The organism is Novosphingobium sp. 11B, assembly GCF_054589055.1.
The window spans coordinates 52,228-70,816 of the sequence record NZ_BAAILP010000332.1; the positions used below are offsets into that span (position 1 = coordinate 52,228).

General features: G+C 65.7%; 16 protein-coding genes. 4 read left to right on the top strand and 12 right to left on the bottom strand.

From position 1 onward, the window contains the following. Window positions 1-321 precede the first annotated feature (321 nt). On the bottom strand, window positions 322-1,605 hold the full coding sequence (locus ACYPYD_RS27475) for a citrate synthase (protein ID WP_008833037.1): 1,284 nt from the start codon (window positions 1,603-1,605) through the stop codon (window positions 322-324). An 11-nt stretch (window positions 1,606-1,616) separates the two neighbouring features. Next, entirely contained in the window at window positions 1,617-3,068 is a 1,452-nt protein-coding gene (gene gltX / locus ACYPYD_RS27480) for a glutamate--tRNA ligase (protein WP_008833036.1), read from the bottom strand. A gap of 135 nt (window positions 3,069-3,203) precedes the next feature. Here gltX and ACYPYD_RS27485 point away from each other — a divergent pair, with 135 nt between their 5' ends. After that, window positions 3,204-5,348 (top strand): ComEC/Rec2 family competence protein, encoded by a 2,145-nt coding sequence (locus ACYPYD_RS27485; RefSeq protein WP_459666953.1) that lies wholly within the window; start codon window positions 3,204-3,206, stop codon window positions 5,346-5,348. Window positions 5,349-5,396: 48 nt separating this feature from the next. Here the strand turns inward: ACYPYD_RS27485 and lexA are convergent, their stop codons facing one another. The 10 genes from lexA to ACYPYD_RS27535 form a co-directional block, all read right to left on the bottom strand. Further along, a complete protein-coding gene (lexA, locus tag ACYPYD_RS27490; RefSeq protein WP_036522957.1) occupies window positions 5,397-6,089 on the bottom strand; it encodes a transcriptional repressor LexA in 693 nt (230 codons plus the stop codon). A 100-nt stretch (window positions 6,090-6,189) separates the two neighbouring features. Beyond that, window positions 6,190-7,410, bottom strand: coding sequence for a molybdopterin molybdotransferase MoeA (locus tag ACYPYD_RS27495; RefSeq protein WP_459666955.1), 1,221 nt, complete (start codon window positions 7,408-7,410; stop codon window positions 6,190-6,192). Beyond that, window positions 7,407-7,892 carry a cyclic pyranopterin monophosphate synthase MoaC gene (gene moaC, locus ACYPYD_RS27500; protein WP_459666956.1) on the bottom strand — a complete coding sequence of 162 codons (486 nt, stop codon included), beginning with the start codon at window positions 7,890-7,892 and terminating at the stop codon, window positions 7,407-7,409. Before moaC ends, ACYPYD_RS27495 begins: the two co-directional genes overlap by 4 nt. Before the next feature lie 16 nt (window positions 7,893-7,908). Further along, window positions 7,909-8,700 (bottom strand): indole-3-glycerol phosphate synthase TrpC, encoded by a 792-nt coding sequence (gene trpC / locus ACYPYD_RS27505; RefSeq protein WP_459666958.1) that lies wholly within the window; start codon window positions 8,698-8,700, stop codon window positions 7,909-7,911. 10 nt (window positions 8,701-8,710) lie between these two features. Continuing rightward, the gene (trpD, locus tag ACYPYD_RS27510; protein WP_036522967.1) at window positions 8,711-9,703 is read right to left on the bottom strand and encodes an anthranilate phosphoribosyltransferase; all 993 of its coding nucleotides are present in this window, start codon (window positions 9,701-9,703) and stop codon (window positions 8,711-8,713) included. Beyond that, window positions 9,700-10,296: an anthranilate synthase component II gene (locus ACYPYD_RS27515; protein WP_008833029.1), complete on the bottom strand. Its 597-nt coding sequence runs from the start codon at window positions 10,294-10,296 to the stop codon at window positions 9,700-9,702. Before ACYPYD_RS27515 ends, trpD begins: the two co-directional genes overlap by 4 nt. Next, window positions 10,293-11,075, bottom strand: coding sequence for a phosphodiester glycosidase family protein (locus ACYPYD_RS27520; RefSeq protein WP_036522970.1), 783 nt, complete (start codon window positions 11,073-11,075; stop codon window positions 10,293-10,295). Before ACYPYD_RS27520 ends, ACYPYD_RS27515 begins: the two co-directional genes overlap by 4 nt. A 4-nt stretch (window positions 11,076-11,079) precedes the next feature. Continuing rightward, entirely contained in the window at window positions 11,080-11,604 is a 525-nt protein-coding gene (locus tag ACYPYD_RS27525; RefSeq protein WP_036522972.1) for a YcxB family protein, read from the bottom strand. After that, a complete protein-coding gene (locus ACYPYD_RS27530; protein ID WP_459666959.1) occupies window positions 11,601-13,115 on the bottom strand; it encodes an anthranilate synthase component I family protein in 1,515 nt (504 codons plus the stop codon). Before ACYPYD_RS27530 ends, ACYPYD_RS27525 begins: the two co-directional genes overlap by 4 nt. A gap of 22 nt (window positions 13,116-13,137) precedes the next feature. Then, on the bottom strand, window positions 13,138-15,087 hold the full coding sequence (locus ACYPYD_RS27535; RefSeq protein ID WP_459666961.1) for a peptidylprolyl isomerase: 1,950 nt from the start codon (window positions 15,085-15,087) through the stop codon (window positions 13,138-13,140). A 328-nt stretch (window positions 15,088-15,415) separates the two neighbouring features. Here ACYPYD_RS27535 and tpiA point away from each other — a divergent pair, with 328 nt between their 5' ends. From tpiA to ACYPYD_RS27550, 3 genes are all read left to right on the top strand, one after another. Continuing rightward, on the top strand, window positions 15,416-16,171 hold the full coding sequence (gene tpiA / locus ACYPYD_RS27540) for a triose-phosphate isomerase (protein ID WP_036522980.1): 756 nt from the start codon (window positions 15,416-15,418) through the stop codon (window positions 16,169-16,171). 128 nt (window positions 16,172-16,299) lie between these two features. Beyond that, entirely contained in the window at window positions 16,300-16,707 is a 408-nt protein-coding gene (gene secG / locus ACYPYD_RS27545; protein ID WP_271183241.1) for a preprotein translocase subunit SecG, read from the top strand. A 142-nt stretch (window positions 16,708-16,849) separates the two neighbouring features. Then, window positions 16,850-18,484 (top strand): CTP synthase, encoded by a 1,635-nt coding sequence (locus ACYPYD_RS27550; protein ID WP_008833022.1) that lies wholly within the window; start codon window positions 16,850-16,852, stop codon window positions 18,482-18,484. Window positions 18,485-18,589: the final 105 nt, after the last annotated feature.

An 18,589-nucleotide genomic window follows, 5' to 3' on the forward strand; every position in this document is an offset into this window, starting at 1 on the left:
CCATCGCGAAGACTGCCCCGCGCACGGCCCATGCCCGGTCCGCAACCATCACGCTGTCGGCCGGCCACCTGAGCACGCCGGTGCCCTGCAAGACCACGAAAATCCCTACCGCCATCATCAGCAGGCCAAGGGTCGTCGCCAGAATTCTAACAAACATCATGATTGTGCGCCCCTTTCGAGGAGAGGCTGCACGCCGGATGCGGCCGGATTGTGGCGCGAATGTTCAAATGGATCGGTTTTGACGATGACGGCAAACAAAAAGGCCCCCGCTTTCGCGAGGGCCTTTGCTTCGGATATCCACGACTGCGCGCGGAATGAACCTCAGCGCTTGTCGAGCGGCACGTAGTCGCGCTGCGTCGGGCCGGTGTAGAGCTGGCGCGGGCGACCGATCTTCTGGCCGGGATCGGAGATCATTTCGTTCCACTGCGCGACCCAGCCCACGGTACGGGCGAGGGCGAAGAGCACGGTGAACATGGTGGTCGGGAAGCCGATCGCCGAAAGGATGATGCCCGAGTAGAAGTCCACGTTCGGGAACAGCTTCTTCTCCGCGAAGTAGGGGTCGCTGAGCGCAATCTCTTCGAGGCGCAGCGCGGTCTCGAACAGCGGATCGGTGACGTTGAGGGCCTCGAACACTTCGCGCAGGGTCGACTGCATGACCGTCGCGCGCGGGTCGTAGTTCTTGTAGACGCGGTGACCGAAGCCCATCAGGCGGAACGGATCGCTCTTGTCCTTGGCGCGGTCGATGTAGTGCTGGATGCGATCGGGGGTGCCGATCTCCTTGAGCATATTGAGCGCGGCTTCGTTCGCGCCGCCATGCGCAGGACCCCACAGGCAGGCGATGCCCGCTGCGATGCATGCGAAGGGGTTCGCGCCCGACGAACCGGCAAGACGCACGGTCGAGGTCGAGGCGTTCTGCTCGTGATCGGCGTGGAGGATGAAGATGCGGTCCATCGCCTTTTCGACCGCCGGAACCACCTCGTACTCTTCCGCGGGCACGCCGAAGGTCATGCGCAGGAAGTTGCCGGTGTAGCTCAGCTTGTTGTCCGGGTAGAGGAACGGCTGGCCGACCGAATACTTGTAGGCCATCGCCGCGATCGTTGGCATCTTGGCGATCAGGCGATGCGAGCTGATCTTGCGATGCTCGGGATCGGCGATGTCGGTCGAGTCGTGGTAGAATGCCGAAAGCGCGCCGACCACGCCGCACATGATCGCCATCGGGTGCGCGTCGCGGCGGAAACCGCGATAGAACGTCGCCAGCTGTTCATGCAGCATGGTGTGGCGCGTGATGGTGTTCTCGAACGTGGCGAGCTCATCCTTGCTCGGCAGTTCACCATTCAGCAGCAGGTAGCTCGTTTCCATGAACGAGGAGTTCTCGGCCAGCTGGCCGATCGGATAGCCACGGTGCAGCAGAACGCCTTCGTCGCCGTCGATGTAGGTCAGCGCCGACTCGCAGCTCGCGGTCGAGGTAAAGCCCGGATCGAACGTGAACGCGCCCGTCTGGCCGTAGAGCTTGCGGATGTCGATGACGTCCGGACCCACGCTTCCCTTGAGAACGGGATAGTCATGTTCCGCGCCGCCGACGCTCAGTTTAGCCTGATCACCCACCAATTATCTCCTTATGACTGCGACCCGGCGGGAACCTGAGCCTGCTCGCCGATGCGCGCGAGGCTCTCTTCCCGTCCGAGCAATACCAGTACGTCGAATATCCCCGGCGAGGTCGTCTGACCCGTCAGGGCTGCCCGCAAGGGTTGCGCGAGCTTGCCGAGACCCAGTCCCAGGTCTTCGGCCATTGCCTTCAGGTTGGCTTCCAATGCCTCGAGAGTCCAGTCGGCCTGGCCGGACAGGCGCTCATGGATCGCGGCGAGGCGCTCGCGCCCCTCGTCGGTCAGGAGCGCCAGCGCCTTCTCGCTCATGGCGAGCGGACGCTGGGCGAAGAGGAAGGCAGAGCCTTCTGCAAGTTCGTTGAGGTCCTTGGCACGGACCTTGAGCACGGGCATCGCGCGGACCAGCAGGTCGGCAGGCTCATCGCCGTCGACGCCATCGAGGCGCGCTTCGACGAGGCCCGCAAGCCGCACGTCGTCGGCCTCGCGCAGATAATGCCCGTTGAGATTCTGGAGCTTGGCAAGGTCGAAGCGCGAGGGGCTCTTGCCCACATCGACCATGTCGAACCATTCGATCGCCTGCTCGCGGCTGATGATCTCCTCATCGCCGTGGCCCCAGCCGAGGCGCAGCAGGTAGTTGAACACGGCCTCGGGCAGCAGGCCCATTTCGTCGCGATAGGCATCGACGCCCAGCGCGCCGTGGCGCTTGGACAGCTTGGCGCCGTCCGAGCCGTGGATCAGCGGCACGTGGCCGTAGACCGGCACGTCCCAGCCCATGCCGTTGATGACGACGAGCTGACGGAACGCATTGTTGAGGTGATCGTCGCCGCGCAGGACGTGCGTGACGCCCATGTCGTTGTCGTCCACCACCACGGCCAGCATGTAAGTAGGGGTGCCGTCGCCGCGCAGGATGACGAAGTCGTCGATTTCCTCGTTCTGCACGGTGACCGTGCCCTGCACGAGATCCTCGATCGTCGTCGAACCCTCACGCGGGGCCTTGACGCGCACCACCCAGGAACGGTCGGCCGGCCAGGTCGCGGGATCGGCATCGCGCCATTCGCTGTCGATGCGGAACGGGCGGCGTTCTTCCTGCGCCTTCTGGCGGCGCTCGGCGAGTTCTTCCTGGGTCAGGTAGCAGCGATAGGCGTGGCCGTTTTCCATCAGCTGCGCAGCGACTTCGGCATGACGGTCCGAGCGGGCGAACTGGAACACCGGGGCCTCGTCACCGTCGAGGCCGAGCCAGGACAAGCCGTCGAAGATCGCGTCGATCGCGGGTTCTGTCGAACGGGCGCGATCGGTATCCTCGATACGCAGCAGATACTTGCCGCCATGACGGCGCGCGAAAAGCCAGTTGAACAGTGCCGTACGAGCGCCACCGATATGAAGGTAACCGGTCGGCGAAGGAGCAAAGCGCGTTACGACGGCCTTCTTGCCAGTCGCTTCGCCCGATGCACTACCGCTTGCCATCTACCCGACCTTCCTGTCCTATTGGCGGCAATGGGGACCCACGCCGCAACTTGTGAAATTCTGCCTCCGGAAAGCCCCGGAACCGCTGCATTGCAGCATGGGCCATGGACCGCCAAGGGCCTCTTGTCGAGGGTTTTGGCAGTCGTCGAGCGATTTCTTTCCGGGGCGGAATTCGAACGCGCACCATGGGTGACGGTGGCCTTCGCAACCGGCATAATTGCGTGGTTTTGGCTGCCTTCGGCACCTGCCTGGGCAGGCCTTTGCGGCGCTCTTGTTGCAATTTGTGCAATTTGTTATGCATCCTTTCCCTTGCGCGTCGTTTACCCGCATCTCGGTCGGGCGTTGTCGCTGTTGCCGCTGGTGGTGGTTGCCGGTTGCCTCGTCGTCTGGGCGCGTTCCGAACTGGTGGGGCAACCCGCCATCGAGCGCCCACTATCGGGCAATTTCAGCGCGCAGGTTCTGGCGATCGAATCGCAGCCGGCCCTGGGACGCGACAGGTTGCTGCTGGCCATGCGTGACCCCCTGAGCGGCTTCGGCCATGACGCTTCGCCCGGCAACGCGATCAAGGTCCGGCTCAACGTTCCCGGCAAGGGATCGACGACCGGGATCGCGGTCGGCGATCTGGTGGCTTTCCGGGCACGGTTGATGCCGCCGGCGCCGCCCATGCTGCCCGGCGCCTACAACTTTGCGCGCACGTCCTGGTTCACAGGCATCGCCGCGAGCGGTTCGGTCACAGGTGAGGTGCAGGTCGTCCGGAAAGGCAAGCGAAGCGAGTGGGGATTGCTGGATATCCGACAATCTTTGACGAACCATATTCGCGCCCGCATCGGGGATGAACGCGCGGGCATTGCCGCTGCATTCGTCACCGGCGATCGCGGCGGCATTACGGAGGCTGACGACCAGGCCATGCGCGACTCGGGGTTGGCGCATCTGCTCTCGATCAGCGGCCTGCATGTCAGCGCGATGGTCGGGGCGGTCTATCTACTGGTCATCCGGTTGCTGGCGCTGTTCCCGTGGGTGGCCCTGAGGGTGAGGCTGCCGGTCGTCGCGGCCGGTGCGGGGGCCGCTGCAGGCGTCGCTTACACTTTGCTTTCCGGGTCGGAAGTTCCGACCGTTCGGTCCTGCATCGGCTCCCTCCTGGTCCTGATCGCACTGGCTTTGGGGCGGGAGCCCTTGTCCCTGCGCATGCTTGCGGTGGCGGCGTTCTGCGTCCTGTTGCTCTGGCCGGAGGCGGTGATCGGGCCGAGCTTCCAACTGAGCTTCGGCGCGGTCCTGGCGCTGATCGCCGTCAGTACGGCCAAGCCCGTGCGGCACTTCCTTGGACCGCGCGACGAAGGGCTTGCCATGACCGGGCTTCGCCATCTTGCCCTCCTGCTGCTGACGGGCGTGGTCATCGACCTCGCGCTCATGCCGATCGGCCTGTATCATTTCCACCGCGCCGGAGTGTATGGAGCGCTGGCCAACGTAGCGGCAATTCCGCTGTCTACCTTTGTCGTGATGCCTTTGCTGGCTTGTGCATTGGTCCTCGATATCGCCGGGCTGGGCGGGCCGGTCTGGTGGCTCGCCGGAATCTCGATAGACCTGCTGGTCGGCCTGGCCCGCTGGTTCGCGTCGAGACCGGGCGCTGTGAACCTGCTTCCCGGTACAGACACCTGGGCATTCCTGCTTTTCGTCGCGGGAGGTCTGTGGATGGGCCTTTGGAGCGGCCGCATTCGCTGGGCCGGGCTACCGATCGCCTCGGTCGGAGTGTTCTTGCTGGCGACCGCACCGGCGGCGGACATGCTGGTGTCCGGAGATGGTCGTCATGTCGGGCTGGTCGAAGATGGCGGGAAACGGCTTTACCTGCTTCGAAACAGCGAAAGCGGCTACGCCCGGGACAATCTCATGGAATTCGCCGGGATCGAGGCCGATCCGGTCACGTTCGACAAGTTCCCGGGTGCTCGCTGCAACCGTGATTTCTGCGCCTTGCCGGTCAGGCGCTCCGGCACCACGTGGCATGTGCTGGTTTCGCGGGGCCGCGATGCCGTTGCGGAACGGTCGCTCGCCGCTGCATGCGAACGCAGCGACATCGTCATATCGGATCGCTGGCTGCCGCGCAGTTGCAAGCCGCGCTGGTTCAAGGCAGATCGAGGATCGCTTGGGCAGACCGGCGGGCTGGCGGTATATCTGGGCAAGGCCCGTATCGATACGGTAGCCCAGACCCAAGGTGAACACGGCTGGTGGCGTCCCCGGCCTGTTCACCGTTACAGGAATGCTCCTGCGCCGCGCAAATCGCAGTAATTACCGGTTGCTGCTGCGCCAAGGCCTTCATGGCGCAGCGTGGCCGTGTCAGTTGTACCGTCGAAGCAGGCCGGCGAGCTTGCCTTGGACTTCCACTTCGTCCGCACCGTAAATCTGCGGTTCGTAAGCGGCATTTGCGGGATCCAACCGCACCATTCCCGCTTCGCGCCGAAGGTACTTGAGGGTCGCCTCTTCCCCGCGGATCAGGGCAACGACAATCTCGCCGTCGCGAGCGGCATTCGTGCGCTTCACGAGGGCGAAATCACCATCCAGAATGCCCGCCTCGATCATCGAGTCGCCGGAGACCTCGAGCGCGTAATGCTCGCCGGAGCCAAGCAGGGCGGCAGGGACAGGCAACATGGACTGTCCTTCGAGAGCCTCGATCGGCACACCTGCGGCAATACGCCCGTGCAGCGGGATCTCGATAACGTCGTTGGCGGCTTCGACGGAACGACGCGGCGTCTGCGGACGCGCCAATCCATCATTGCTGTTCGCTGCAGAAGGACGCAGGGCCTTGCTTCCCGTGTCATCGGCCTGGCGCAAGACTTCGAGCGCACGTGCACGGTTGGGAAGGCGGCGGATGAAGCCGCGTTCTTCCAGTGCGGAAATCAGTCGGTGAACACCGGACTTGGACTTGAGGTCGAGCGCCTCCTTCATCTCCTCGAAGCTGGGGGAGATGCCTGTCTCCTCAAGCCGGACCTGGATGAACCGGAGCAATTCGTGCTGCTTGCGCGTCAACATGTCGCTGCCTTCTCGTGACCTCCGAACCAGGCAAACCCTGATCGCGTTTGTTCTGGTAGTGAACATTGAGGGAACAATCAAGCAACCAATTGCCGATACTTCAGGCAATACCGCCGTTCTGGAGCAAGTATATCCGGACTTCTTCACCAGCCTGTGCCGGACCGGCCAGCGCCGACCGATCGACCAGCACGTTGCTTGCCGCCAGGGACGACAGGGCGCCGCTGTCCTGCAGCGGGCTTACCGTCACATTTTCTCCGTCCCACCAACCGCGCAGGAACTCGCGGCGGCGTCCGCTCGCGCGCAGCGGCATGGCCAGCCGGGCCGTCAGCCGCATGGGCAAGGGGCGCGCAGCCCCCTGCATCGCGCGCAGGACGGGGAGCAGGAAATGGTAAGCGGTGACGTAGCTGGAGACCGGATTCCCCGGCAGGCCCAGCACGATCTGGCGGCGTCCTGCCACGTCGCGGGTGGCGACTAGGATTGGTTTGCCGGGCTTGATCGCGACACGCCAGAAATCGATGCCCGCGCCCCAGCTTTCGAGTGCCGGACGAATGAGGTCGTGATCGCCGACCGAAGCGCCGCCGCTCGTTACGATGAGGTCGGCATCGGCGGATGCTTCGAAAGCGGAGGTTATTGCCTTGATCGTATCGGGCACCGGGCCGATACGCCGCGCATCCACGCCCAGCGAACGCGCCATGGCCGTCAGCATCGCGCCGTTGCTGGCGGGAATCTGGTGCGGTGCACAGCGCTCCGGATCGGAGGCGAGTTCGTCGCCGCTGTCGATCACGGTCAGGCGCGGTGTGCGATGCACGGGAAGGTGCGTATGGCCGGCCGCGATCGCCAGCGCCATCTGCGCGGGCGCGATGTGCAGACCAGCGGGCAGGACTTCCACGCCCTGGGCAAAATCCATCCCGCAATGGCGGATGTGCTTGTGCGCCGGTGCGGGCGGCTCGCCCGAGAGTATAAGGTTCGCGCCCTCGCGTGTCAGGTCTTCCTGGATTATGACGGCCGCCGCGTCGGGCGGCAGCATCGCGCCCGTCGAAATTCGGACTGCCTCTCCTTGCGAGAGCGGGCCGGCATAAGGATGCCCGGCGGCACTTTCACCGACGATCCTCCAGGGGCCGCGCAGGTCGCCTGCCGTGACGGCGTAGCCGTCCATGGCTGACAGATTTGCGGAGGGCTGCGTGCGTCTGGCGTGCAGCGGTTCAGCCAGGTAACGGCCGAGCGCGCCTTCGATGTCGACACGCTCTATCGACAGCGGGGTGACGAGCGCGAGGAGGCGAGCTTGTGCCTCCTCCAGAGAGAGCGGCGCGGAGCCGTTCATTCAGTCCATCCGTCCATCTTCCAATGGCCTGATTTACCGCCGATTTTCTCGACCAGGCGGATGTCTCCGATGACCATGCCCTTGTCGAGCGCTTTGGCCATGTCGTAAATTGTGACAAGTGCGATAGAAGCTGCTGTTATCGCTTCCATTTCTACCCCGGTGCGACCGGTCAGCGAAGCCTTCGCGATGACGCGGATAGCATTATCCTCGAAAGCGAAGTCGAGGTTTACGGCATCGAGCGGCAGCGGGTGGCACATGGGGATGAGATCGGCCGTACGCTTGGCCGCCATGATGCCGGCAATGCGCGCGGTTCCCAGCACGTCACCCTTCGGAGCATTCCCGGCGCGGATTGCGGCAAGGGCATCCGCGCTCATGGAAATGCGCCCGGCCGCCACGGCGATGCGCTGCGTCTCGGCCTTGGCGCCAACGTCGACCATGCGCGCGTTGCCGTCCGGGTCGATGTGAGTGAGGGACTTGTTCATCGCGAACCCATGGCGTTCAGGCTCCGGTGAGCAGGGCGCGTGTCGCCGCCTCGATATCGTTCTGGCGCATGAGGCTTTCGCCGACGAGGAATGTCCGGGCGCCGCACGAGGACAGGCGTACCAGATCGGCATGGACGTTGATGCCGCTTTCGCTCACCAGCAGCGTACCTTCCGGCGCCAGCGGGGCGAGGCGCTCAGTCGTGCCGATATCGGTGGCGAAACGTCGCAGGTCGCGGTTGTTCACGCCAATAAGGCGCGATTTCAAAAGACTTGCACGCTCTATCTCAGGTTCGTTGTGAACTTCGACGAGGCAGTCGAGGCCTCGCTCGATCGCAGCGGCTTCGATTTCCGCCATCAGTACGTCGTCCAGTGCGGCGACGATGATGAGGATGGCATCGGCACCGATCGCGCGCGCTTCGGCGACCTGCCAGGGATCGACCATGAAATCCTTGCGGATCACCGGAAGGCCGCAGGCGGCGCGGGCCTGGATGAGGAAATCCTCGTGGCCCTGGAAGTAGGGAGCATCAGTGAGCACGGACAGGCACGCGGCGCCGCCCCGCTCATAGGCGACCGCGTGCTGTGATGGCTGGAAGTCGCTTCTGATCAATCCTTTGGAAGGCGATGCTTTCTTGATTTCTGCAATCAAGGCGTAGCCGGTCGCGGCTTTGGCGCGCAGTGCCGCCTCGAAGCCGCGAGGGGGCGTCTGCATGGCAGCGCGGGCGTCGAGATCGGCGATCGTGGCCAGCGGCTTGCGGGCGGCGACCTCCTCGCGCTTGGTATCGCAGATTTCGGTAAGTTTATCGGACATGGAATCCTCGTCAGGCACGGGTTGCCGCGATCCAGCAGTCGAGCAAAGCCTTGGCGAGGCCCTTGTCGATCGTTTCTGCCGCTTCTTCGACGCCCTCGGCCCAGGTGTCCACTTCACCGGCCACAAGCAGCGCGCCTGCGGCATTGAACAGGACGGCGTCGCGATAGGCGCCGGGAGCGCCCATCAGCAGGTCGTTGAGGGCACGGGCGTTGTAGGCGGGGTCGCCGCCGCGAATGGCATCGACTGCGGCCGTCGGTAAACCGGCATCCTGCGGAGCGACGCGGCGCATCGACAGTTCCCGGCCGCGAATATCCGCGACTTCGTTGCCGCCTGCGAGGCTCAACTCGTCGAGGCCCTCATCACCGGAAATGACCATCGAGTGCTCGGTGCCAAGCCGCAGCAGGGCATCGGCGTAGATCGGCACATAAGCCGGGCGTGCGATGCCGACTAGCTGGCGCGAGACTTGCGCCGGGTTCGCCAGCGGCCCCATCAGGTTGAAGATCGTGCGGCGGCCTAGCGACTTGCGCAGCGGCATCAGCCGACCCATCGTCGGGTGGTGGCGCGCGGCGAACAGGAAGCCGATGCCGATTTCGGCGAGCGTGGATTCTGCAGTCTCGACGGCGCGGTCGAGGTTCAGCCCCATCGCTTCGAGGGTATCGGCGGCGCCCGCTTTGGAACTGGCAGCGCGGTTACCATGCTTGGCGACGGGGACGCCCGCAGCCGCGACCACCAGAGAAACGGCGGTCGAGACGTTGAGGGTGTGGAAGCCGTCGCCGCCGGTGCCGCAGACGTCGATGGCGCCTGCGGGCGCCTTCACCGGGATCATCCGCTCACGCATGGCGCGAGCCGCGCCCGCGATTTCGCTGGCGGTCTCGCCGCGATCCGACAAGGCGACGAGGAACTCGGCGATTTCGGATTCGGGCATTTCGCCGTCGAGGATTGCGGCGAAGGCTGCCTGGGCCTCGTCCTCGGCGATCGGGTGGAGAGGGTCGGGAAGGGTCATGCGCTCAGACGTTCCGGCAGTTTGGCCTCGATACCGCAAGTACGCAGGAAGTTCGCGAGCATGGCATGGCCGTGCTGGGTGGCGATGCTTTCCGGGTGGAACTGGACGCCGTGGATCGGCAGGCTCGCATGGCGGAAGCCCATGACATGGCCGTCGTCCGAGCGGGCGTTCACCACCAGCGTCTCAGGGATATCCTCGACGATCAGCGAGTGATAGCGCGTCGCGGTGAAGGGCGAGGGCAGCCCGGCGAAGACTCCGGTGCCGTCATGCGTGACAGGAGAGGTCTTGCCGTGCATCAGCCCGCCGCGCACGACCTTGCCGCCGAAATACTGGCCGATCGACTGATGGCCGAGGCACACGCCGAGGAGCGGCATCCCCGCGTCCGCTGCCGCGCCGACGAGGTCGAGGCTGATGCCCGCCTCGTTGGGGGTGCAGGGGCCGGGCGAGATCAGGAAGCCCTTCGCACCGCTGGAAATGGCCTGGCCTGCGCTGAGCGCGTCGTTGCGCACGACCTCCACTTCGGCGCCCAGTTCCATCACGTAATGGACCAGGTTCCAGGTGAAGCTGTCGTAATTGTCGATGACGAGGATCATGACTTCGCCTTTGCGCTTTTCTCGACGACGATCAAGGGGCCGAGCGGAGGGCCGCCGTCGACGCGGCCATGTTCGGGGTCCCAGAGCGAGGATACGCTGCCGTCGAGGAACAGCGCATTGTCGCATTTCAGCGCGTCGCGGAAATAGCGCGCGAGCTTGCCGAAGGATACCGGCTCGTCGGAAATGACGAAATGGGCGCGGCCCTTGTCATCGATGCCGACGCCGTTGCGCAGCTTCAGCGATGTGCCGTCATCGTCGATCTTCGGGTGCAGCTTGCCGGAGATGACCAGCATCGGGCCGGACTGGGTGCCGAAATCGGGACGGTCGGTGACGGACTTTGCGAAGTCGTCGCTGGCGCGGACATGCCAGTTGCCTGCCGCGTCGCCGTAGAAGACGCCGTTGGGGCTGAGGTGAAAGTTGCCCCAGCCTTCGTTGGTATTGAGGGCATGCTGCTTCTCGCCGTTCTCGACGTAGTAGCCGATCGGCTTGCCATCGGCGTCGAACATGCCGCCGTTCATCGCGAAGGCAACTTCGTGGCTGCGCGCCGGGCGGTCCACCGCGAGTTGCGAGAGGCTGCGATACGGCGCGCCGCCCTTGGGGCCGAGGACGGTGTGAATGGTGTGACGACCCGGCACGGCGGTACAGTGCGTGAAGCTGGCGCCCTCGAAGCTCGCGCCCTGGCATGGCGGAGGAGGCGGGGCCGATGGCTTGGCTGCGGGTTCGTCGGCGGAGCAGGCGGCGAGGATCGCGCAAGCTGCGAGGGCTAGGGGCGTTCGCATGCGATCAGATCCGCTTGACCTGACACCGCCCGAAGCCTTCGCGAAAGCTGTCGAGAATGTCGTTGCCAACCTGGTCCTTGGGCAACCATATCATGGTGCAGCCAGCTTCAGGCTTGGCGAGGAGAAGCCGATCGTCTTCGGTCCACCAGCGGAAGTCCTTCCAGTTAAGGCTCAGGTCGACCGAGGGGCTGGCCACGGTGAAGCCGTCGCCTTGCATCCGATAGCTGGCGGCATTTCCGGCAAGATCGTTTTTCTGCCAATGGGTAAGGGCCGTGCGGGGCAACGAATAGAAAAAGCCGATCGCGAGCAGCACTCCGGCTCCAACGAAATAGGCCAGTGAATGCAATGCCGATGCGCCGATCCTTGAAAGAAGGGACCCGGCATAAGCGCCGACGTTCAGCGCGGAGACGGTCACAAACAGCGCCAGCAAGAACAGGGCCGACCGCAATGTCAGCCACTGTCGGAGCAGATATAGCCGGTTGGCGTGCAGATAATCGGGATAGCGGTATTCAGTCGTGAAGGCGCTCACTGCCCGAACCCGGGTTCCCCGGCCACGCGGATCGCTTCGCGCGCGGCGGCGAAGAGGGCGCCGCTCTTGGCTTCGCATTCGCGCTGTTCGTAGGCCGGGTCGCTGTCCGCCACGATGCCTGCGCCTGCCTGCACGTGCAGCACGCCGTCCTTGAGCAGGCCGGTGCGCAGGACGATGCAACTGTCCACCGAACCGTCCGGCGCGAAGTAGCCGACGCCGCCCGCGTAAGGGCCGCGCGTCTCGGGCTCCAGTTCGGCGATGACCTCGCAGGCACGGACCTTGGGCGCGCCCGAGACGGTGCCTGCCGGGAAGCCCGCGAAGACCGCGTCGATGGCATCATGCTTCGCGGTGTCGAGCCGGCCGACAACGTTCGAGACGATGTGCATGACGTGGCTGTAGCGCTCGATGGTGTAGCTGTCGGTGACCTCGACGGTGCCTGCAGCGGCGACGCGGCCGACGTCGTTGCGGCCGAGGTCGAGCAGCATCAGGTGCTCGGCGCGCTCCTTGGGATCGGCGAGGAGGCCGGCTTCGTTGGCCTTGTCCTCGGCCGGGCTGGCGCCGCGCGGACGGGTGCCCGCGATCGGGCGGATGGTGACTTCGCCGTCACGCACGCGCACCAGGATTTCCGGGCTGGAGCCGACCAGCGCGAAGCCGGGCAGGTCGAGGAAATAGAGGAACGGCGAGGGGTTCACGCGCCGCAGGCTGCGGTAAAGCGCCAGCGGCGGGAGCGGGAATTCGCAAGTGAAGCGCTGGGCCAGCACGACCTGGAAAATGTCGCCCGCCTCGATGTAGTCCTTCGCGCGCAGGGCCATCGCCTTGTAGTCTTCCGGCGCGACGACGGGCGTGCGCACCGGCTCGGCGAGATCGGTGGCGACAGGCACGACGCGTGCGGGAGCGGCGAGGCGGCGCAGGGCTTCGTCGATGCGCTCGGCGGCGCGGTCGACGGCCAGAGCGGCGTCACCCGTTTCCGGCCACACCGGCGCAACGCAGAACAGTTCGTCCGAAAGCCGGTCGAAGATCAGGATCAGCGACGGGCGGACGAACAGCATGTCGGGCACTTCGAGGGGGCTTTGCGGCGCGCGCGGCAGCTTCTCGACAAGGCCGATCGTCTCGTAGCCGAAGTAGCCGACGAGGCAGGCGAGAGCCTTGGGCAGCGCGGCCGGAACCTCGCAGCGGCAGGTCTCGACCAGCGCGCGCAGTTCGGCGAGGGTGCCGCCGCCGAGCGGTGCGAACGCCTCGCGGTTGGCCTGCCATGCGCGGTTGATCTCGCAGGCCTCGCCGCCGCTCGCGCGGAACACGAGGTCCGGGTCGAGGCCGAGCAGGCTGTAGCGCCCGCGCGTCTCGCCGCCTTCGACCGATTCGAGCAGGAAGTCGCCGCGCCCGTCCTCGATCAGCTTGAGGGCGGCGCCAACCGGCGTTTCGGTGTCGGCGACGAGCTTGCGCCAGACCAGCGCGGGTTTGCCCTGCGCCAGTTGCTCAAGCGTCGCCTTGCGGTCGAATTCGCGCTCCATTGCTGCCACCCCTCGCTTCGGCTCAGTTGGTGGCGGCGGTGCCGGCGAGCTGGTCGCGCACGGCGGTGATGGCATCGTCGTGACGCTTCACGCCGACGTCCTTGCGCATCGCGGCACCGAGCGCGGAGGCGTAGCCCTGGCCGAGCTGCTGGCCGAGTTCGGTCTGGGCACGGCGGATCATGTCGGGCGAATCGATCGTGGCTGGCACGATGTCCTTGAGCTGGACGACGAACCAGCCACGCTCACCCTCGGCCGACTGCACCTTCACGGTGTTCTTGGCCATGTGGAACATCAGCGAGACCGGCGGCGGCACCTGACGGCCCGACTGCAGCGCGGCGGCCAGGGTCGGGCGCGACATCGAGACCTGCTGCGGCGCGGGCAGCTTTTTGCCCGAGGCAGCCATGACCTGCTCGATCGACTGGCCCTTGCGGATCGCGGCCTGCATCTTGAGCGCGGCGGCCTTGGCGGCCTTGGAACCGGCGTCGATCGCCCAGGCGAGCTTCACGTCGTTCTGGATCTGCGCCAGCGGAGCCGGGGCGGACGCCTGGATGTCGGTGACGTCGTAGATCGCGAAGGACTTGCCCTTCTCGATCTCGGCGACCTGCGGCTGTTCCTGCCCCATTTCGAACGCGGTCTTGAGGAGCGGCTGCAATTCGGCGGGCATCGTTTCGCCGGGCTTCATGTAGACTTGCCCATCAGCGGTCAGCGACGGGGTCTGCTTGACCTCGGCGCCGAGCGACTTGGCGACTTCGGCGAGGTTGGAGCCGCCCGAAAGCTGCGCGTCGATCTTCGAGAAGGCGTCGCTGTAGGACTTGCGGGTCTTTTCCTCGGCGATCTGCTTGGTGAGGTCACCCTTCACTTCGGCAAGGGTCTTGGCCGGGGTCTTGATCTCCTCGTCGACGCGGATGACGTGCCAGCCGAGCACGCTCTTCTGCGGTGCGGCCAGCTTGCCGACCGGCGCGGCGAAGACGGCCTGCGCGACGGCGGCCGAGAACTGGCGCGAGAGATCCTCGCGGCTGAACGATTCGAGCTTCGCGGCGGACAGGCCCTTTTCCGAAGCGGCGGCTTCGAGCGACTTGCCCTTCTCGACTTCGGCGACGATGGCCTTGGCGGCCGGCTCGGTCGGCACGACCAGCTGCGTGATGCGGCGATCGTCCTTGGCGGCATAGGCGGCCTTGTTCGCCTCGAAGCGCGCGGCGATCTCGGCGTCGGTCGGCGCGGCGGGAGCCGGGATCTTGTCGGCGCTGACGAGCGCATAGCGGATCGTGCGACGCTCGGGGCGAACGAACTGGCCGGTGTGCGCCTTATAGAAGGTAGCGAGTTCGGCCTGGGTCGGCTGCTTGTCGGGCGCGAAGAGCAGCGAGGGCAGGGCGACCACGGTGCCGCTGCGGGTCTCGCTGAGCAGCGAGGCGTAACGCTTCGCGGCATATTCGGACATGACCGAGCCGATCTGCGCGGGCACGACCAGTTCCTGCGCGATCATGTTCTTGCGAATGTCCTCGCGCAGGGCCTGTTCGGAGAGGCCCTGCTGGGCGAGGGCTTGGCGGAACACGTTCTGGTCGAACTTGCCGTCGACGCCCTGGAACGCGGGGATCTGCGTCAGTTCGCTGTCGACGAGGCGGTCGCTGAGGACGACGCCGTGCTTCTCGCCGTAGACGGCGAAAGCGACGCCGTCGATCAGGCTGTCCAGCACCTGCTGGAGGCCGCCCTCGGCGATCAGCTGCTTCATCGTCGCGGTCGGGCTCTGCTGCTTGACCCGCTCGAGGCCGCGCTTGGCGCCGAGGGACAGTTCATCGGTGGTCACCTTTTCGCCGCCGACGGTGGCGACGGCAACCCCCGGAGCCGCGCTGCCGGAACCGCCGAGGCCCGCGATATCGCCGCTGGCGAACGCGAGGGCGATAAGGCCGAGAACGACGAGGCCGACGATCGCGCCGACCTTGGACTTCAGAAACGAGCGGAAGAAATGGAGCATGAACCGTGCCGATCAGCAGAATATTGGCGCGAAACCGTGAGGCTTCGCATGTAAACGGCGCAGGCTTTAGGGGGCCTTCGCGCATCCTGCAATGCCGCTTGCACAAGCCTTGGGCAAAAGCCGCGAGGTGGCATTACTACGACACCGGTGGAGAATCCCGGCGCTTAACCATCCATGAATTTTGACAAGCGATGCTCTGGTGCCCTAGCTGCCCGGCGACAGCGACGACCTGATTCCCGGTTCCGCGGCAACGGCATTACCGGAAATCTGCGAGGGGGACCCGCGGGGGAGTTCCCGAAGGTTCGCCGAGATCGATCAAAGGATTGAAATGGCTGGATTGCCTTACATCGTCGGAAATTGGAAAATGAACGGCACGCGCGCCATGCTGAACGAGGCGCGCGCAATCGATCGTTCCGCCCAGCGTTTCCCCAAGGTGCAGGTCGGACTGGCGCCGCCCTCGACCCTGATCTTCCGCATGCGGGACGCAGTCGAGCTGATCGGCGTCGGCGGGCAGGACTGCCATGCGAAGGAAAACGGCGCTTACACGGGTGACGTTTCCGCACCGATGCTCAAGGATGCAGGCGCCGATTTCACGATCGTCGGCCATTCGGAGCGCCGTGAATACCACGGCGAAAGCGATGCCGACGTCAACGCCAAGGCGCAGGCCGCGCTTTCGGCCGGTCTGGCGGTGATCCTGTGCGTCGGCGAAACCGAGGCCCAGCGCGATGCGGGCGATGCCGAGGGCGTGGTCACCGCGCAGCTCGAAGGTTCGTGCCCCATCGCAGACGGCGCGCCGGAAAAGCTCTCGGTCGCCTATGAGCCGGTATGGGCGATCGGCACCGGCCGGGTGCCTTCGGTCGCGGACGTGGCAGCCATGCACAAGGCGATTCGCGCCAAGCTCGTCGCCATCTACGGCGATGCTGGCGCCGAAGTACGCATCCTCTACGGTGGTTCGGTGAAGGCCGACAACGCGGCCGAACTCCTCGCAGTGCCGGATGTCGGCGGCGCTCTGGTCGGCGGTGCGAGCCTGACCGCCGAGAGCTTCCTGGCGATCGTCGGCGCGGCGGCTTCGCTCGCGGAGTAAGTCCGATCCATGCGCCGTCCTGCGGGGCGGCGCAGCAATAAAGTTGCCGGGTTGCGCGCTCGCCCGCGAGCGCCTATCTGCCCGGTCAAGAAAGCGGGGTATGTCCCCGCAATAAGGCTGAGACGAAGATGTTCCTTTTCCTGACCGTGGTGCAGGCTCTGGTTGCCGCCATGCTGGTGGGCGTGATCCTGGTGCAGAAGTCCGAAGGCGGCGGCCTCGGCGTCGGCGGCAGCCCCTCGGGCCTGATGTCGGCACGCGGCGCGGCCAACTTCCTGACCCGCGCGACCGGCGTTCTGGCGACGGTCTTCGTGGTGCTGAGCATCGGTCTTGCCGCTCTCGCCGTCAACGAGACGAGCGGTCGCGACATCGACACCTCGCTCCAGCGCAACACCGCTCCTGCGCAGACCGCTCCGGTCCAGCCTGCCGATCCGCTCGGCGGCGCGGCCAACCCGGCAGCTCCGGCTGCACCCCAGCAGGGTGCGCCCGCCGGCGACTCGGTTCCGACCGATCCGCTTGGTGGTGCTGCCAAGCAGTAAACCCTGCAGGCGCTTTCGAGCGCCTCACCGTAATCGGAATGCCGTCTGGTGCAGTCAGACGGCATTTCCATGTGTTTGATCTGTGGAATGAGGCTCCGGGCGCTTGCCTGAGGGCCCCCATGCAATTTAAGGCCCGATTCCCATGGCGCGGCATATTTTCATCACCGGCGGCGTGGTCTCCTCGCTGGGCAAGGGTCTCATGGCGGCGAGCCTCGCGGCTCTGCTTCAGGCGCGTGGCTACAAGGTCCGCATTCGCAAGTTCGACCCCTACCTGAACGTCGATCCGGGCACGATGAGCCCGTACCAGCACGGCGAGGTCTTCGTGACCGACGACGGCGCCGAGACGGACCTCGACCTCGGCCACTACGAGCGCTTCACCGGCGTCTCCGGCCGCAAGGCCGACAATATCACCTCGGGCCGCATCTACCAGGACATCATCGCCAAGGAGCGCCGCGGCGACTACCTCGGCGCGACCGTGCAGGTGATCCCGCACGTCACTGATGCGATCAAGGACTTCGCCCTGACGGAGACCGAGGATCTCGACTTCGTGCTGTGCGAGATCGGCGGCACCGTCGGCGATATCGAGGGCCTGCCCTTCGTCGAGGCGATGCGCCAGCTGCGCAACGAACTCGGCCGTGAGGGCACCTGCTTCGTCCACGTCACGCTGGTCCCCTACATCGCCGCTGCGGGCGAACTGAAGACCAAGCCGACGCAGCACTCGGTGCGTGAACTGACGGGTCTGGGCATCCAGCCGGATATCCTGCTGTGCCGCTGCGACCGCGAGCTGCCCGAGAGCGAGCGCCGCAAGATCGCGCTGTTTTGCAACGTGCGCCCGCAGGCGGTGATCCAGGCGCTCGACGCGCCCAACATCTACGCCGTGCCGCTGCAGTACCACCGCGAGGGCCTCGACGCCGAAGTCCTGCATCACTTCGGCATGCTGGAATCGGCCAAGGCGCCGGTGCTTGAGCGCTGGGACGACATCACCGACCGCTACCAGAACCCTGAGGGTGAAGTGACCATCGGCGTCGTGGGCAAGTACATCGGCCTGCAGGACGCCTACAAGTCGCTGAACGAGGCGCTCGTCCATGGCGGCATGGCCAACCGCGTGAAGGTCAACGTGCGCTGGATCGATGCCGAAATCTTCGAGAAGGAAGATTCCGAGATCGCCGCCGCGCTCGAACCGATGCACGGCATCCTCGTCCCCGGCGGCTTCGGCGAGCGCGGCACCGAGGGCAAGATCGCGTCGGTCCGCTTCGCGCGTGAACGTCAGGTGCCGTTCTTCGGCATCTGCCTGGGCATGCAGATGGCCTGCATCGAGGGCGCGCGCTCGGCGGGCATCGCCAAGGCCAGCTCCACCGAATTCGGCCCGACCGAGGAACCCGTCGTCGGCATCATCACCGAGTGGATGACCGAGGACGGCCTGCAGACCCGCGCCGAGGGCGGCGACCTTGGCGGCACCATGCGCCTTGGCGCCTACACCGCCGCGCTCTCGCCCAACAGCCATGTCGCGGCGATCTACGGCTCGACCGAGATCAGCGAGCGCCACCGCCACCGCTACGAAGTCAACGGTTCGTACCGCGAGGCGCTGGAAGGCAATGGCCTGATCTTCTCCGGCATGTCGCCCGACGGCCTGCTGCCCGAGATTGTCGAGCGCCCGGACCACCCGTTCTTCGTCGGCGTGCAGTTCCACCCGGAACTCAAGTCGCGCCCGTTCGAGCCGCATCCGCTGTTCGCCGGCTTCGTCGCCGCGGCGCTGCGTCAGGCGCGTCTGGTCTGAACTCGTTTCGCTTCCCCTCCCGGACCGGGCGGGGAAGCGCTGCTCCTATCTCCGTAACGGAGCCATCTCGTCTGGCCGCGGGATGGCACATCCGGGCATGCTTGG

What these genes read in the sequence shown, in the direction of transcription:
- lexA (WP_036522957.1), bottom strand. Translation starts at nt 6,089, where the DNA reads ATGTTGACGCGCAAGCAGCACGAATTGCTCCGGTTCATCCAGGTCCGG.
- ACYPYD_RS27520 (WP_036522970.1), bottom strand. Translation starts at nt 11,075, where the DNA reads ATGCGAACGCCCCTAGCCCTCGCAGCTTGCGCGATCCTCGCCGCCTGC.
- trpD (WP_036522967.1), bottom strand. Translation starts at nt 9,703, where the DNA reads ATGACCCTTCCCGACCCTCTCCACCCGATCGCCGAGGACGAGGCCCAG.
- gltX (WP_008833036.1), bottom strand. Translation starts at nt 3,068, where the DNA reads ATGGCAAGCGGTAGTGCATCGGGCGAAGCGACTGGCAAGAAGGCCGTC.
- tpiA (WP_036522980.1), top strand. Translation starts at nt 15,416, where the DNA reads ATGGCTGGATTGCCTTACATCGTCGGAAATTGGAAAATGAACGGCACG.
- ACYPYD_RS27515 (WP_008833029.1), bottom strand. Translation starts at nt 10,296, where the DNA reads ATGATCCTCGTCATCGACAATTACGACAGCTTCACCTGGAACCTGGTC.
- ACYPYD_RS27550 (WP_008833022.1), top strand. Translation starts at nt 16,850, where the DNA reads ATGGCGCGGCATATTTTCATCACCGGCGGCGTGGTCTCCTCGCTGGGC.
- secG (WP_271183241.1), top strand. Translation starts at nt 16,300, where the DNA reads ATGTTCCTTTTCCTGACCGTGGTGCAGGCTCTGGTTGCCGCCATGCTG.
- moaC (WP_459666956.1), bottom strand. Translation starts at nt 7,892, where the DNA reads ATGAACAAGTCCCTCACTCACATCGACCCGGACGGCAACGCGCGCATG.
- ACYPYD_RS27495 (WP_459666955.1), bottom strand. Translation starts at nt 7,410, where the DNA reads ATGAACGGCTCCGCGCCGCTCTCTCTGGAGGAGGCACAAGCTCGCCTC.
- ACYPYD_RS27530 (WP_459666959.1), bottom strand. Translation starts at nt 13,115, where the DNA reads ATGGAGCGCGAATTCGACCGCAAGGCGACGCTTGAGCAACTGGCGCAG.
- trpC (WP_459666958.1), bottom strand. Translation starts at nt 8,700, where the DNA reads ATGTCCGATAAACTTACCGAAATCTGCGATACCAAGCGCGAGGAGGTC.
- ACYPYD_RS27535 (WP_459666961.1), bottom strand. Translation starts at nt 15,087, where the DNA reads ATGCTCCATTTCTTCCGCTCGTTTCTGAAGTCCAAGGTCGGCGCGATC.